At 40.9% G+C, this 16,156-nt stretch carries 16 protein-coding genes; 5 read left to right on the top strand and 11 right to left on the bottom strand.

The genetic code is table 11. From position 1 onward, the window contains the following. Positions 1–222: 222 nt before the first annotated feature. Positions 223–2,448, top strand: a complete 2,226-nt coding sequence (locus tag OHT75_RS05780; protein WP_264725516.1) for an NADP-dependent isocitrate dehydrogenase — start codon at positions 223–225, stop codon at positions 2,446–2,448. Positions 2,449–2,571: 123 nt separating this feature from the next. On the opposite strand, the gene cspD is transcribed toward OHT75_RS05780, so the two are convergent. Beyond that, positions 2,572–2,778, bottom strand: a complete 207-nt coding sequence (cspD, locus tag OHT75_RS05775; RefSeq protein WP_188839529.1) for a cold shock domain-containing protein CspD — start codon at positions 2,776–2,778, stop codon at positions 2,572–2,574. Between the two features lie 195 nt (positions 2,779–2,973). Between cspD and clpS the strand changes: the two genes are divergently transcribed. Together clpS and clpA are read left to right on the top strand one after the other, a co-directional pair. Further along, positions 2,974–3,282: an ATP-dependent Clp protease adapter ClpS gene (gene clpS / locus OHT75_RS05770; RefSeq protein ID WP_188839530.1), complete on the top strand. Its 309-nt coding sequence runs from the start codon at positions 2,974–2,976 to the stop codon at positions 3,280–3,282. A gap of 38 nt (positions 3,283–3,320) precedes the next feature. Continuing rightward, the gene (clpA, locus tag OHT75_RS05765; RefSeq protein ID WP_264725514.1) at positions 3,321–5,579 is read left to right on the top strand and encodes an ATP-dependent Clp protease ATP-binding subunit ClpA; all 2,259 of its coding nucleotides are present in this window, start codon (positions 3,321–3,323) and stop codon (positions 5,577–5,579) included. A gap of 363 nt (positions 5,580–5,942) precedes the next feature. Here clpA and infA read toward each other — a convergent pair whose 3' ends face one another. From infA to aat, 3 genes are all read right to left on the bottom strand, one after another. Next, positions 5,943–6,161 carry a translation initiation factor IF-1 gene (infA, locus tag OHT75_RS05760; RefSeq protein WP_011496276.1) on the bottom strand — a complete coding sequence of 73 codons (219 nt, stop codon included), beginning with the start codon at positions 6,159–6,161 and terminating at the stop codon, positions 5,943–5,945. Between the two features lie 77 nt (positions 6,162–6,238). Then, complete coding sequence (locus OHT75_RS05755; RefSeq protein WP_264725511.1) at positions 6,239–6,958, bottom strand: arginyltransferase; 720 nt, start codon at positions 6,956–6,958, stop codon at positions 6,239–6,241. Beyond that, complete coding sequence (gene aat / locus OHT75_RS05750) at positions 6,948–7,655, bottom strand: leucyl/phenylalanyl-tRNA--protein transferase (RefSeq protein ID WP_264725509.1); 708 nt, start codon at positions 7,653–7,655, stop codon at positions 6,948–6,950. The genes OHT75_RS05755 and aat overlap by 11 nt, the downstream gene beginning before the upstream one ends. 131 nt (positions 7,656–7,786) lie before the next feature. On the opposite strand from aat, the gene OHT75_RS05745 reads away from it, so the two are divergent. Further along, complete coding sequence (locus OHT75_RS05745; RefSeq protein ID WP_264725556.1) at positions 7,787–8,197, top strand: outer membrane lipoprotein; 411 nt, start codon at positions 7,787–7,789, stop codon at positions 8,195–8,197. Between the two features lie 69 nt (positions 8,198–8,266). On the opposite strand, the gene OHT75_RS05740 is transcribed toward OHT75_RS05745, so the two are convergent. Continuing rightward, on the bottom strand, positions 8,267–8,644 hold the full coding sequence (locus OHT75_RS05740) for a hypothetical protein (RefSeq protein ID WP_264725508.1): 378 nt from the start codon (positions 8,642–8,644) through the stop codon (positions 8,267–8,269). A gap of 615 nt (positions 8,645–9,259) precedes the next feature. On the opposite strand from OHT75_RS05740, the gene OHT75_RS05735 reads away from it, so the two are divergent. Further along, positions 9,260–10,012, top strand: coding sequence for a Nif3-like dinuclear metal center hexameric protein (locus OHT75_RS05735; RefSeq protein ID WP_319803627.1), 753 nt, complete (start codon positions 9,260–9,262; stop codon positions 10,010–10,012). A gap of 67 nt (positions 10,013–10,079) precedes the next feature. Here OHT75_RS05735 and OHT75_RS05730 read toward each other — a convergent pair whose 3' ends face one another. The 6 genes from OHT75_RS05730 to OHT75_RS05705 form a co-directional block, all read right to left on the bottom strand. After that, positions 10,080–10,403 (bottom strand): YdbL family protein, encoded by a 324-nt coding sequence (locus OHT75_RS05730; RefSeq protein WP_264725505.1) that lies wholly within the window; start codon positions 10,401–10,403, stop codon positions 10,080–10,082. 11 nt (positions 10,404–10,414) lie between these two features. After that, positions 10,415–10,606 carry a YnbE family lipoprotein gene (locus tag OHT75_RS05725; RefSeq protein ID WP_406681977.1) on the bottom strand — a complete coding sequence of 64 codons (192 nt, stop codon included), beginning with the start codon at positions 10,604–10,606 and terminating at the stop codon, positions 10,415–10,417. A gap of 10 nt (positions 10,607–10,616) precedes the next feature. Next, positions 10,617–13,745 (bottom strand): YdbH domain-containing protein, encoded by a 3,129-nt coding sequence (locus tag OHT75_RS05720; protein WP_264725504.1) that lies wholly within the window; start codon positions 13,743–13,745, stop codon positions 10,617–10,619. Between the two features lie 104 nt (positions 13,746–13,849). Continuing rightward, positions 13,850–14,695, bottom strand: a complete 846-nt coding sequence (locus tag OHT75_RS05715) for a D-hexose-6-phosphate mutarotase (RefSeq protein ID WP_264725502.1) — start codon at positions 14,693–14,695, stop codon at positions 13,850–13,852. 96 nt (positions 14,696–14,791) lie between these two features. Further along, positions 14,792–15,391, bottom strand: coding sequence for a class I SAM-dependent methyltransferase (locus tag OHT75_RS05710; protein WP_264725500.1), 600 nt, complete (start codon positions 15,389–15,391; stop codon positions 14,792–14,794). Then, on the bottom strand, positions 15,391–16,053 hold the full coding sequence (locus tag OHT75_RS05705) for a response regulator transcription factor (protein WP_264725499.1): 663 nt from the start codon (positions 16,051–16,053) through the stop codon (positions 15,391–15,393). The genes OHT75_RS05710 and OHT75_RS05705 overlap by 1 nt, the downstream gene beginning before the upstream one ends. Between the last annotated feature and the right edge of the window lie 103 nt (positions 16,054–16,156).

Below are 16,156 nucleotides of genomic sequence, written 5' to 3'. Positions count from 1 at the left end.
TAGTTTAAATGCAATGAAGGAAATATCAATAAAAATAAAAAATGGGATAGGGGATTTCACAAATGTTGTCGCATTAAACCCTCACTTGGGGCGTGTGGCATGCAACATTTCATCACAGCAAACAGATAATCATCTTGCTTGATGACATCACCGTGAAATCGTCAACATATCCGCACTAAATATTCTAATAAATTATTAATTTACAATAATGTAGGAAAAACCATGAAAGATAACTCTCCAACGATTATTTATACTGAAACCGACGAAGCTCCAGCCTTAGCAACACTATCTCTGTTGCCTATTATCCGTACCTTTACTAACGCTGCGGGCGTTAAAGTTGAAACGCGTGACATTTCTTTGTCTGGCCGCGTAATTGCAAACTTCCCTGAAAAATTAACGCCAGAGCAAAAAATTGCAGATGCTTTAACTGAACTCGGCGAATTAGCGAATCTTCCTGAAGCGAACATTATTAAGTTACCTAATATCAGTGCTTCAATTCCGCAGTTAAAAGCGTGTATCGCTGAACTTCAAGCGCAAGGTTATGACATTCCTGACTATCCGGATGAGCCAAAAACTGAGGCAGAAAAAGAAACTCAGGCGCGTTATGACAAAATCAAAGGCAGTGCAGTAAACCCTGTATTACGTGAAGGTAACTCAGATCGTCGCGCGCCAACATCTGTAAAAAACTATGCAAAGAAAAACCCGCATTCAATGGGTAAATGGGCAAGTGATTCTAAGTCACACGTTGCCCATATGACTGAAGGCGATTTCTACGGTAGCGAGCAATCAGTCACTTTAGGTGCAGCAGATAAAGTTAGCATCGTTTTGGCTAAAAATGATGGCACAGAGCAAGTATTGAAATCAGGTTTAGCCTTATTAGCAGGTGAAGTGATTGATGCTGCAGTGATGAGTAAAAAAGCACTTATTGAATTTTATACTCGTGAAATCGAAGCGGCTAAATCAGAAGATGTTTTATTATCACTTCACTTAAAAGCGACCATGATGAAAGTGTCTGACCCAATTCTATTTGGTCATGCCGTTAAAGTATTCTTCAAGGACGTATTCGACAAGCACAGTGCATTATTTGCTGAGCTAGGTGTTGATGTTAATAATGGTTTTGGCGATGTGTATGCCAAAATCAAATCACTACCAGATGCACAACGTGCTGAAGTTGAAGCGGATATCGCAGCGGTTTATGCAGCTCGTCCAGCACTTGCAATGGTTGATTCAGACAAAGGTATCACCAACCTACATGTACCAAGCGACATCATTATTGATGCTTCTATGCCTGCAGCTATTCGCTCTTCAGGTCAAATGTGGGGGCCAGATGGCCAGTTGAAAGACACTAAAGCAATGATCCCAGATCGTTGTTATGCTGGTGTTTATCAAGAAACCATCGCTTTTTGTAAAGCCAACGGTGCTTTCAACCCGACAACCATGGGCAGCGTACCAAACGTGGGTTTGATGGCTCAAAAAGCGGAAGAATACGGCAGCCACGATAAAACATTTGAAATCAAAGCTGCGGGTAAAGTGAAAGTGGTTAACCAAGCGGGTGAAGTGTTAATGACTCACGCGGTTGAAGCTGGTGATATTTATCGTATGTGTCAGGTTAAAGATGCACCAATCCGTGACTGGGTAAAACTTGCAGTTAAACGTTCACGTTTAAGCAACACCCCTGCGGTATTCTGGTTAGACAGTAATCGTGCACACGATGCTGAATTAATCAAAAAGGTAAACACCTACTTAGCTGAACATGACACTACAGGCCTAGAAATCAGCATCATGTCACCTGTTGATGCAACGCGTTTCACTTTAGAGCGTATCATTAAAGGTGAAGACACAATCTCTGTAACGGGTAACGTGTTACGTGACTACTTGACTGACTTGTTCCCCATTCTTGAGTTAGGTACCAGTGCTAAAATGTTATCAATTGTGCCGCTGATGAATGGTGGTGGCTTATTTGAAACCGGTGCAGGTGGTTCGGCTCCTAAGCACGTTCAACAGGTTGAAAAAGAGAATCACCTACGTTGGGATTCTTTAGGTGAGTTTTTAGCACTTGCTGCATCTTTAGAGCACCTAAGTCAAACAACGGGCAATACTCAAGCACAGGTGCTTGCTGATGCGCTTGATGTGGCTATTGGTCAGTTCCTTGATAGCAACAAATCACCTTCACGCCGTGTGGGTGAGCTAGACAACCGTGGTTCGCACTTTTTCTTAGCGCTTTACTGGGCACAGGCTCTTGCTGCGCAAACGGCCGATAAAGAGTTAGCTGCGAAGTTTACCAAACTGGCTACGGATTTATTATCAAATGAAGCTGTGATTGTGGCTGAGTTAAATGATGCACAGGGCCCAGCGGTAGATTTAGGTGGTTACTACCGTTTAGACGCTGTGAAAGCTGAAAAAGCGATGCGCCCAAGCAAGACCTTAAACAGCTTGATTGTGGCATAAACCACTTTTTAGCTAAGCAAAAACGCGCCTAAATGGCGCGTTTTTTGTTTTTTAAGCTTTATTTAGCCAAAATAAAAAGACAGGGATTAAAATCCCTGTCTTTTTGCTTTATAGTTTCACCAACTAATTAGTTGGTGAAATGGCTGATGCATGCATCCCTTTAGGGCCTGCTTCTACCTCAAAAGAAACCGGTTGTCCCGCTTTAAGCGTTCGATAACCTTCCATTTCTATGGTTGAATAATGTGCAAAAACATCCTCGCCACCCTGATCTGGGCAAATAAACCCGAATCCTTTGGCGTTGTTGAACCATTTTACAGTTCCGCTTGCCATACTTCCACTTCCTTCTTTTGTCTACTTACCAGTAAGATAGTAAAACTTATTATTCAGCGGTCTTGAAATGCCGCCTGACAAACAGAATGAAATTTGTACGAAAAGAAGTCAAGCATAAATTAACAAAAAGACAACATTTAATTAATTTAATATTATCATGTGGTCGGCATTGAAATGAGAGGCTAGTATTAGAGCATGGCTAAAATAGGCAGCATTGAAAAAACGGAAGAAAAAGTTGAATCAGACTTACAAAGACCCAACTTATACAAAGTGGTTCTGAATAACGATGATTACACACCAATGGATTTTGTTGTTGAAGTCCTACAACGTTTCTTCGATAAGAATGAACAACAGGCCGTAGATATTATGTTGGCCATTCACCACAAAGGGAAAGGATTATGCGGTGTGTATCCATTTGGCATTGCAGAAACTAAAGTTTTACAAGTAAATCAATTTGCAAGAGAAAACCAACATCCGTTACTGTGTAGTTTAGAGAAAGAATAATCTTACTCTGCTGTTTGTGGTTAATTTAGGGGGTGCTTATGCTGAACAAAGACTTAGAGGTCACTTTGAACCTAGCGTTTCAGCAAGCTAGAGATTCGCGTCATGAATATATGACGGTAGAACATTTATTATTAGCGTTGTTAGATAACCCAGCCGCTTACGAGGCATTAATTGCTTGTGGAGCGGATATTAATAAATTGCGTGAAGAAGTGCATAATTTCATTCAACAAACCACGCCAATTATTGCAGAAAGCACCGAAGATAAAGAAACTCAACCGACATTAGGGTTTCAGCGCGTGCTTCAGCGTGCCGTATTTCACGTTCAATCATCAGGTCGCAATGAAGTTACAGGTGCGAATGTGCTAGTGGCTATTTTTAGTGAGCAAGAATCACAAGCTGTTTACCTGTTGCGCCGCTGCGAAATCACCCGTTTGGATGTGGTTAACTATATTTCCCATGGTTTTTCAAAAGATGAAGACAAAGCGGAAGACAGTGATAATTCAAATATCGATGATCCCACCGATGCACCAGAAGAGCGGAGCATGTTGTCGCAATTTGCAGCTAATTTGAATCAGCTATCAAAAGACGGTGTGATCGATCCATTAATTGGCCGTGATGCCGAGGTTGAACGAGCGGTACAAACTTTATGTCGCCGTCGTAAAAACAACCCGTTGTTAGTGGGCGAAGCGGGTGTAGGTAAGACCGCCATCGCCGAAGGTCTGGCGTATCGGATTGTGAATGGTCAGGTACCTGATGTGATGGCCGATGCCACAGTGTATTCCCTTGATATGGGATCATTATTGGCAGGAACAAAATACCGTGGTGATTTTGAGAAACGCTTTAAAAGTTTACTCAAAGAGTTAGCTGCTGATCATCATGCGATTTTGTTTATTGACGAAATTCATACCATCATTGGTGCTGGCGCGGCTTCGGGTGGGGTAATGGATGCCTCAAACTTGCTAAAACCACTGTTGTCTAGCGGTAAATTACGCTGCATGGGCTCAACGACTTTCCAAGAATACCAAAGTATTTTTGAAAAAGATCGTGCTCTGGCTCGCCGATTCCAAAAAATTGATGTTAATGAGCCCTCGGTAGCCGAAACGACCAAAATTTTGATGGGACTAAAATCAAAATACGAAGAGTACCACGGTGTGCGTTATACCCAGGCGGCTATTAGCAGCGCGGCCATTTTGTCTGCCAAGCACATAAATGATCGCCATTTACCCGATAAAGCCATTGATGTGATTGATGAAGCTGGGGCCAGAATGGTGATGATGCCAGCCAGTAAGCGCAAAAAAACCATCGGCCAGGCTGAAATTGAATCCATTATTGCCAAATTAGCTCGTATCCCTGAAAAATCAGTATCGTCGTCTGACAAGGACTTATTGAAGAACCTTGAACGTAACCTTAAGATGGTTGTGTTTGGTCAAGACAAAGCGATTGAGAGCCTGTCAGCCGCTATTAGATTATCGCGCAGTGGATTGGGTAGCGATAAAAAGCCTGTCGGAAGTTTCTTATTCGCAGGGCCAACAGGGGTGGGTAAAACCGAAGTGACTAATCAGCTAGCTGCTGCATTAAGTTTGAAGTTAATTCGATTTGACATGTCTGAGTATATGGAGCGTCACGCGGTTTCTCGTCTTATTGGTGCGCCTCCTGGTTATGTTGGTTATGATCAAGGCGGTCAATTAACTGATGCCGTGATTAAAAACCCACATTGTGTGGTGTTATTGGATGAAATTGAAAAAGCGCATCCTGAAGTTTATAACTTGTTATTACAGGTAATGGATCATGGTACCTTGACCGATAATAATGGCCGCAAAGCAGATTTTCGCAATGTAACTTTAGTGATGACCACTAACGCCGGTGTGCAGGAAACCATTCGCAAGTCGATTGGATTTCAGCAACAAGATCATACTCAAGATGCGATGGCGGAAATTAATAAGGTATTTTCACCAGAGTTCCGTAACCGTTTAGATTCCATCGTATGGTTTAACCACCTAGATATGACGGTAATTGCTAAAGTGGTTGATAAGTTCTTAGTAGAACTGCAAGCGCAATTAGATGATAAGCGTGTGGTGCTTGAGGTGAGCGATGAAGCACGTACCTTATTAGCCGAGAAAGGTTATGACAAAAACATGGGTGCTCGTCCCATGAGCCGCGTGGTGACTGAATTGATTAAACGTCCGTTAGCGGATGAAATTTTATTCGGAAAACTTGAAGCCGGTGGTATTGCGCATATTGACGTTAAAAATGGTGAAATTCATATTGACTGTGAAACGCCGGAAAAAGTGTCTTAACGGAAAATGAATAAAAAAGATGGCTTAAGCCATCTTTTTTTATGGCTGTAGAGTAAGGCGATTTATCGCCATCAATATCATTCACCTGAGCTCGAAATACACTGCTGTCTGTGAAATTACTTGCAATAGACCAAAACTGGCGTGTAAAAGCGTTTTGTTATCAGCACAAAGCTCAAGTTTGACTGTCAATGAGTGAATATTAGTGCGCTAAATTACGGTTATTTTGCCCTTAATTCGAGTGAAGACGATAAAACAGTGGTCGAGTTATTGATGTGACAGTTGTTTAGACAAAATAAGCACTGAAAAAAGGCTATAAAAAAACCGACATTTGAGTCGGTTTTTTTCATACGAAAACTATAATCATTAACGTGCGCGGAAGACGATACGTCCTTTAGATAAATCATAAGGAGTCAACTGAACAGTGACTTTGTCACCCGTTAAAATACGGATGTAGTTTTTGCGCATTTTGCCAGAAATGTGGGCTATCACCACATGACCATTTTCAAGCTCTACGCGGAACATTGTGTTTGGCAAGGTCTCAAGGATAGTGCCTTGCATTTCAATGTTGTCTTCTTTCGCCATTAATAAATTATCCCATTAGCCTTCAAATATGAAAATCGGGCGTATCATGCCGCAAATTCGCCTTGCTGTAAAGGCCGTTAACACGAAAGAGGGTTAACTAGTTCACCATTTTGCCAACCATTTGGGGTTAAAATTTGGTATGGACGATATTGACGCTTATAAGACATTTTTCGATTTTCATCGATTTGATAGCCCAAATAGACAAAGTGTTTTCCTAAGGATTTTGCCAATTGGCATTGAATTAAAATCATCAATGACCCTAATGAATTTTTTTCATATTCTGGGTCGAAATAGCTGTATATGGCGGATAGACTGTGGGTGAGGTTATCGGTCACTGCAACGCCAATCAGTTTATCGGCATCATAAAGTTCGATGAAAGTTGGTGGTAACCAATCACACAGTAAAAAATCTTCAAATTGAGATTGGCTAGGAGGATACATAGGCCCATCGTGATGCCGAGCATTGATGTAACGAGCATACAACGCGTAATGTTCAAGTGTTGTTTTTGTCACCACTTTCCAATGTAAAAGTTGGTTATTACGTAATGTCCGTTTTTGCCTTTTAGACAATTTGAAGCTGTGAACGGGCACTCTTATCGACTGACAAGCTTGGCATTGTGGGCAACGAGGTTTGTATATGGCATTGCCGTTGCGTCTAAATCCCATCGCCAACAATTGTTCAAAAAGCTGGCCATCAAGTTGATCTTCTTGAATCACCAGAAGCTGCTCTTGATTACCAACAATGTAGCTGCAATCAAATGGTTTGCTTATGCCAACTGAAATAGATTTAGAGTTCAAATTTCACCTCTTGCTTTAGCCACATTTCGGGGGCAACAAGATTTGTGCGGTTTTGCCTTAAAATCGACAGAAATGATGTTCGACTAATAGCTTTTGCTCCTAAGTTGACTAAATGAGGGTTAATAAGCTGCGCATCAATCAACGCAAAGTCATGCCTTGCTAAATGTTGATTCAACAGGGTAAATGCGGCTTTTGAAGCATCTGTTTGTCGATGAAACATGGATTCACCGCAAAATACATTCCCTACCGGGATGCCGTATAACCCCCCGACTAATCTGTCTTCATCCCATACTTCAAATGAATGTGCAAAACCTTGTAAATGCAATTCATAATATGCCATTTGGATCTCTGGTGTGATCCAAGTGCCTTGTTGCTTGGCTCTTGGCTGAGCACAACCGCTCATAACATCTAAAAAAGCATGATTAATGGTGTATTTCCATGCCGCCTTTTTGAGGGTTTTTCTTAAACTTTTACTGCCAAAATCTGATTTGGGGACGAAAACCGCCCTAGGACTAGGAGACCACCACAGGATGGGATCATCAGCATTGAACCATGGGAAAATGCCGTGGTAATAAGCCTCAAGAAGCCTAGCAGGGGATAGATCTCCGCCAACAGCAAGTAAACCATTGGGTTCCGCTAGCGCCTCTTCAGGAGCGGGAAAGTTGATTAATTCATTTAAATAAGACAGTGAATTCACAATTGATTATAGTTAGCATATAAACCTTATTATTAAGTTAGCGGAAAAAATCTATGTTGAACATCTTAGCCCGTAAATTAACTGCTTTTTTATTGATAATATTATGTGCGGCCAGTGTAAACCTGCCTGCAATGTCTGCCTACGACAGAAATCAAGCTGTCCCGGTTGAAAAGGTGTTATATGGCCATGTCGAGTCGGTTAAAAATATCACCGAAAAACAACTAGTCGAGGATAGAAATCAAGGTTGGCGCACCTTTGGTGGTGCCTTGGTGGGGGGCGTCATAGGCCATCAATTCGGTGGTGGTTCGGGGCAAGATGTGGCGACCGTCCTTGGGGCACTATTAGGTGGTGGCATTGCGAATCAGTACGGTAGTCAAGAATATTATCTTGAATACAAATTAGTTGAAATGATGATTAAACAAGAAGATGGCACCCAGATCATGATCATTCAAGACCTTGACCCAGGCATGAGGTTTAATGCAGGAGATGAAGTCAGAGTGGTTTATTTACAGGGTTATGTCAGAGTCGACTTGGCAATGTAAGTTGTTAAAAATGTAATAAAAAATAATAAAGGCGCATAAAGCGCCTTTATTACAGGTGTTCAAATCAGCTTAAAAACCCTGTGGCAGGGTATTTTTGCCTTTGGCATTTTCAAGTTTGGCGCGCCATAGTGCCTTTGGGGTTAACCCTGAACCTTTACCTGTTTGGGCAGATTTTGCAGGGGCTGAAGCGCTTTTTTTAGTCGCAACCGGCTTGGTTTTTGTCACAGCAGCTTTTTTTGCTGCTGGTTTTGTTGCCGTCTTAGCTACAGTTTGTGAACCGTTACCCATTTCAGCGAGCATAGATTCAAGCTCACTAAAACGAACGGATTTTCCGCCGTCAATTTTATACCAACTTCCTGATTGCTCAATATTAACCGCAGTGCCTGACTGTTTTTCCAATGCTGCCTGCAATGAACTGATCACGTCTTCCTTTGATAATGTTGTCATAATTTAACCTATTTTTATCTAACTGGCTTTTTTGGTTTCAGCTAATTTTATAGGTTAAATAGCCTAAAAGTCCAATTTAGGGCAGTTTTAGTGTTACAAGGTGACACTTTTACTTAACAAATCCCTTAACTTGAGCGCAGGTTAGTGAGGAGTTTGGTAGACGCTTTTTTACTATAATAACCCCCAAAACAACACCTCGAATAATATGCCTAAGCCAATAAAAGCGGTGATACCAGATGAGAACCCCATTGCATAACAGGTTATTGTTGCTGCATATAGCTGGTCATTTTAACAAGGCTGAGACATAGCGGTGCTGTGACTCTGTTTAACAGTCGATATCGCAGAAATGACCAACAAATGCAGCCCTAAGGGGTCGGTAAAAAAGAGTTTTATTCTTTGTTGAATGGATCTTTGTGAGTGCATCTTTGTGAATAAAGAGCTGCTTAAAAGACTTGGCATAAATTCACTGTCTCAATTCCCGTTTTTATTCAAACAATTTCAACGAGCAAAGATCAACAGGCTTCAGGTAGAGGGTGTTACTTGATTAGTGGATACGCTAAAATGGTTTAAGCAACCCAGGATAAATAACGGATTACCAGCATGACTAATAACGAAATAGATCGTCATTCACTGTCATCGTACTTGAATGAGTTTTTGAATGTAGCCAAATTTAAAGATTATGCGCCAAATGGATTACAGGTGCAGGGTAAAGATAAGATCCGCACAATCGTTACCGGGGTTACCGCTTGTCAACCGCTGATTGAACAAGCCATTGCGTTAAATGCCGATGCGATATTGGTTCACCATGGCTTTTTTTGGAAAAATGAGCCTGAAGTGTTAACCGGAATGAAGTACAAACGCATTAAAGCCTTAATGGATAATGACATCAGTTTATTTGGCTATCACTTACCTTTAGATGCACATCATGGTGTGGGCAATAATGCACAGCTTGCGCAGCAGTTAGGTATTTTAAATCCCGCCGTATATGAAGAGGTTCCGCAAGATTTATTGTGGCACGGCCATTTAATGCAACCCATGTCTGCTGCAGAGTTTAATAATCACATTAGTCGTGTTTTACATCGCGATGCTTTACATATTGGTGATTGCGCTAAGCCTATTCATACGCTTGCTTGGTGTACAGGTGGGGCACAAGACTATATTGATCATGCGGTTGCTATGGGGGTGGATGCCTTTATTAGCGGCGAGGTGTCAGAGCGAACTTACCACAGTGCGATGGAGCAAAATATTCATTATTTTGCCGCTGGCCATCATGCGACAGAGCGTTATGGTATCCAGGCTTTAGGTGAACATTTATCTGAAAAATTTGGTTTAACTCACCATTTTGTTGATGTAGTCAATCCGGTTTAACCAACGAGAGGTAAGCCCTAATTGTGAGTTTGCTGGCTAATGCAGATTAGCCAGCAATTTTATTTGTTTACTTTCTGACTTGCCATTGGCCATTATTATCTTGATAAATATGGCCTTTATCTGTGGCCGCGATAGCTTTTTCTGCCGCTAATTTGGCAATGCTTGCCGTGCTCAAGCCGTTTTTAGTTGCAATACGTTGATAGTGTTGTAAACGCTTTGCGTTGATATCTTTGACAAGTGCTTCTATTTCTACCGAAGGCTTCACCACCCCCAAATATCCATCGGTTTGTTCGCCGACTAAAGCATTCGATTTAGCGTCTTGCAGTGTCATCGCCCAAGCATTGACACAAAATAATAGACTGATTAATAGTGTCGAAAAGGTGAATTTCATAAGTGTTCCTATTAAAATAGTTGTTCATTTTCTAATAAGTTATCGAGCTCTTTATCGACTTTAATTCTGATCTCATGCTCAATTTTGACGTTCAAATTGATCACGATGGGTTTATCCGGTGGCTCGATTTTTACGGTAGGTGTACAACCAGCCATTACGCTGATGAGTAACACGGTTGAGCTCAGTGCTGCGGCAAGTTTCAAAGTATCTTCCTTATTTAACAGACTTTTCTATATTCGATTGTAGCTGATTACCAATTTGGCTGCTGCGGTATAATTGGATCAAATTTTCTTCATGGGCATAATTGAGGTGTATCGGCCTGACAATATCTCGGCTTTTTCCTTTGACTGCAATATTAAATAGGGCATCACCATTAGGTTGCATATCGAGCGTACCTGCCAGTTGTTGGTAATTTAAATGCTCTAACGCATCAAAGACTAAACCTAAATAGGGTTGAGTTTGTTTTAATTGCTCAATGGCCTCGCTGTTAGCAACCTCAATGACTCCGCCAGGTTCTCGAGCCGCCAAATGTCCTCCTGTTATAGAAAGTTTGCCATCGATAAACTCAGCAGGCAGAACACCATCAAACGTACCATTAGCATACACACCCACTTGCGGCTGCTGGGCAAGTAATTTTTCTAGGCTTAAGCCTTGTAATAATAAGTAGCCATGGGACTTGTCATGCAACTTAAATACAAATTCAGGAATTAAAAATTGACCACCTAATACATCACCTGTCAATGTCATACTGATATCGGTATGACTTAAACCAGTGAGCTTTTGCAACCAGTTATTTACGGGTTTACTCGGATCAATGGCCAGCGCGACATTGGCTCGGATATCAACATCTTCGAAGATTAACCCTGAACGGCCATTGGGGATGTTGATAAGTGTTTCGGGGCAATTAAGTTGACTAAATGCCATGGCTTCTGTCATCGCTTGTTGCCAATTGAATTTACACTCAGTGTTAATTTGGGTATCGGCAATGTATTGATCTATATAATCCACTTTCAGTTTATCGATATTGGGCTGGATTAACATTTCAAAGTAATTAACTCCCGCCCGTTGGCTCATCGAAAAGCTGCCATTAAGCTTCATCATTCCCTCAATATTTAAACCCGATGGTAGCTTTTGGTTTTTAGTGATTGTGGGTAGGGCGGTTGTGATATCCGTTTCTAGTTGCCATTGTCCGGCTAATGACAATAATTTGGGTTGAAAATAATGTTGGCTGCTGGCGGTGATAGTATCAAATTGCCATTTATCATCACTTTGAATTAAGCCATTTTGAATACTGAACTGCTGATTAATGTCCAATTGATCTAAATTAAGCAATGTTTGTTTGTGTTGCTTTAGTGGTGTTTTACTGACTTTTAGTTGTCCAAGCTGTGTGTTGAGTGAGTGACGACTGCTGTATGTGAGTAGTTGGTCTATTAGCGGGGATGCGTGATCCCACGAAAGCGAATATGTCGTAGGGGGTTGCCATGAAATCAGGGCTTGTTCAGCGTTAATTTGTTGCTTGGCTGCAGGTGATGATAACAGTGCAGTTACTTTGTCAAAAGAGGCCTGCATAGGAGAGATATTTAGGTCAATACTATTCTGGTTAATCTTTACTTTACTGATGTGATTTAGTCTGATCTTAGCTTGATCACTAGCTATTTTTTGCACTTGTAAATCGGCAGCATTGTGATTTTTTTTCGTGACTTGTAGCTTATCTAGGCTAATCATACTTGATGGCTGTAACATGATGACCTGTTCAAAACCATTATTAACCCATGCACGTTGATAATCAGCAGCCAATTTGACGACTCCTTTACCTAAAGACAATTCATCGATGGGCAATCTTAAAGAAAATGGTTCGGCTTGCAGGGGCAACATTAGGCTGACAATATTACTGGGCTGTTCAAGCGATAATTCACTCTTCATAGAAAAGTGCATTTCACCTAGGCTATTAAGCTGTAATTTGCTCAAACTAAATTGGTTTTTAAATATTGTACCGGATATATAGGCGTCCACCTTTGGGGTACTAAAAGTCATAGGCCAAGTTTGCGATAAGTCAGTCACCTTGGGATGTGGTGGATTATTTAACGGCAACCAAAGCGAACTCGCTTCTGTTAATGAGGCTGACAGCGTGACTTGGGCAAGATTGTCTTCGTTGTTGGGAAGTAACAACCCCTTCAACAGTTCAGCATACTGATTAGCGTGTAATGGTGGAGAAAATTGCTTGAGTAGTTGTTTTAACTGTTCAGGGTTAAAGGTTAATTGCTGGTTAAAAGGTGCAAACTCGATTTTTGCCCCATAGGCCATGTGTGTTGTTTGTTCTGTGGAATTATCACTAATGGTGACAGGCATTAATTGGTCTTTAATGGCAAGTTCTATATTAAATTCATCTTGCAATGCAAAGTTTAGCGAGGGATATAGAGCTGAACTAATATTTAGCGAGGTAAAATGGTTTGAAGAGGCTATCTCTCTATTAGCGAAATCAAAGTGTGTTGTAGTATGCCATTCACCTGTAATATTGATTTGTTGTTGTTTTAATGGAGATAACGCCTGTGCAAGTTGTTGTTCAATTTCAACAATAATACTGTTTTGTATCTGTTCTTTATCTTGTAATGATAAGGTGTGCAACGCTGCGGTTAAGTATGATGAAAATGCATATAAACCTTGTTGGCTTTGTCCCAAATTTAGCGTCGATGTCAATGAAATAGCCTTGGGTTTTAGCTGGGCTTGCAGGTTAAATAATACATTATTATCAAACCGCCACAGGGTGTTAAGCTCACCTTGACTATTAAGGGTTAACTTATCCATTTTTAAACTGTGACGAAAACTCACCGGAGTCGTTTTTGCAGCGTTATGACCCGCAATAGCATCAGTTGCGGCTATTGCTGGTAGGTTAATTAGCACTTCGCCTAAATCAATATTGGGAATGTGATTAAAAACCAGTTGCCATGCAGCACTGGATTCGGTTTTTTGCTGACGTTGGCGTTTAAAAAAGCTTGCCCCCAAATCAATATACACACTTTGGCTGGTGATCTTGATGATATCACTTGGGTCGAGTTGTTGTTTTTGTACAATCGCTAACGTATCAGTCAGGTTGAGTTCAAAGTCCTGAATCGCCAAATAACTGTCTTCAATTTGCAAAATAAGCCTTGGAATTTGCAATTGATTGATCGACACAAATTGTGAGTCTAGGTTAATTACCTGAATATCATAAGGTGCAAGAAGTTTATTAAGCACCTTGACACTGATGGGATGAATATTTTGGCTGACATACCAACCCGCACCGATAAACATCAGCAGGATAAAAAGTAATAATCGTTTAACGGTGAATAGGCCTTTAATCATTAAGACTTCATGGTCAATTAAAAAGCCAGAGTATCAAACTCTGGCTTTAAAAGTAATGCTAAAAACGCTTTGGTTTAACACATATTAGCAAGGATGGATGAAAGCTAAACCCAACGGATATGGGTCGTTAAGGTATGCGTTTCACCTGGCGCTAATACCACTTTATCTTCAAGTACATTTGCCGCTTCGAGACACACCATAGTTAAATAATCATCGGCTTTAAAGCGCGAGAGACGAGTCGACTTTTCTATCCAAGGGTTCCATAACACCGCTGAGTGACTATTTTCACGGCTGACTTCAATTGTGCCTTGTGGGGTATGTAATTGCTGTACTGACGATAAATCGGTATAAACGCGATCGGTTTCTTTATCAAAACTTACATCATCAGTTGGTTGTTTATAGGGGCCTTTGCCAAACTCTATGTATTTAGAGTGTTCAAAACCAGATGCCTTAAGTTGATGGATATCATTTATTGGAAAATAGCTGTGTAATGCTTGAGTTAGGCTCACTTCATAATCAGCATTATTTTGGTTCACTATGCTAACAGATAAGGTTTCGCCCAAGGTAAATAGCACTTTGACTGTGGTATTATGAGGCCAATATTGCTTATCTTGTTCTTTGATTTTTAAACTGAATGTTAAATCTACGAGTTGATTTCGCATGTTAACTGAATCTAGGTTCCAGATGCGTGTGCGGGCAAACCCATGCTGCGGAAAACCTTCAACACCGTTCATTCCAAACCAAGGCCAACATACGGGAATGCCACCGCGGATCCCATTACCTATTTGATAATCGTCCGCTTCTGACACCCATAACAACGGGGCTTTACCTGTAGGGGTAAACTGATCAATTTGTGCGCCTTGCATAAAAATACGTGCTTGGCATAAATCCGTGTTCACCTCGACATAATCAAGGCCATTAGGATGTTTCTTAGTGGTCACTGAACCCATAATATATTTCCTTGTGTTCAACTACATAGTGCTTTTAAGAGTGGTACTTAAATTAACTGTTTTTGGGCAAAAATGTAAGCCAACGAACTGTGGAAATTATCGCTTGATAAAATGCAATAAACGATTGTTGGCAGGCATAGAAACATCTTCTATAAGTTCAAATTGCTGAGCGTTGGCCAAGGCTTCAATCCATTCAATATCACGAATACCACTTTGTGGGTCGCGTTCTTTGAGCCAAAGATCAAAATGAGCATTGCTGTCACTGGTATAGCGTTTTTGATAGTTAAATGGTCCATAAATTAGCAGGTGTGCATTTGTAGTAGTTATTCTGGCAACGCCAGTAAAAAATATTTCTACAAGTTCACGGTTAATAATGTGCAAAGTATTAGCTGTAAAGACAGCATCATAGCGATGTATAGGCCATGTTTGGTTGATATCTAGTGCGATTGCTGCAGGTAAATTAGGTAGGTTAAAGTGCTTAATACGGCAATTGATATGATCAAGGTTGCAATGTTGATCGCTGGCTTGCCAAGTTAAGTGGGAAAACTGGCTGGCAAAAAATGTCGCATGTTGTCCTGTCCCAGAACCCACTTCGAGTAAATGAAGTGAGTTGGTCAGTTTGGGCGCTAAAATTGATAAAATGGGGCGTTGGTTATTTTCACAGGCTTGAGAAAACGGCAGCTGCGATAACTCCATCAAGATAAATTGACCTTTTCCATTTCAAGTTGTTGTAACGCAATAACCGCCTGGGTGCGATTTCTCACCCCAAGCTTTCTAAAAATAGCCGTTGCGTGAGCTTTGATTGTGGCTTCTGATACACCAAAATCATAAGCAATTTGTTTATTGAGTAACCCTTCGGCAAACATTTGCAACACTTTGTATTGCTGGGGAGTTAAGTCGGATAAACGGCTGGCCATTTGATCTGTTGAATCATCACTCACCGGCACAATTTGTGTTCCAGGAGGTAACCAAATATCGCCATAAAGCACAGCATTAAGGGCTTGTGCAAGGGTCTCCATTGATGATGATTTGGGTATAAAACCACAGCTACCGTAGTGAATCGCTCGACTGACAGTATTAATATCCTCATGGGCAGAGATCACTACAACAGGAATGTTAGGGTAGTGGCTGCGTAAATGGATAAGAGTTGAATATCCATGCGACCCAGGCATTTGTAAATCAAGTAAAATAAGATCGAATGATACGTCGTTATTATCCATTAATTGTTGCAATGCTTCTGCACTGTCAGCCTCAAACCATTGAGTATTATTGAAAGCTGAACTTAAAGCTTGGCGTAAGGCATTGCGAAATAAGGGATGATCATCGGCAATAATAATGTTTAAATTTTCTAGCTTCATGGCTGTTATATTTCGTTGTGGCACGTGAAGATTAAGTCAATGTAACAGAAAAGTAACTGGCAATTCCAACGCTTTATATCAGAATTAACTAAGATTTATAAAA

The sequence above is a fragment of the Shewanella subflava genome, assembly GCF_025971955.1.
GTDB classification, from domain to species: Bacteria; Pseudomonadota; Gammaproteobacteria; order Enterobacterales; family Shewanellaceae; genus Shewanella; species Shewanella subflava.
This window is presented reverse-complemented; position numbering and strand designations above follow the sequence as displayed.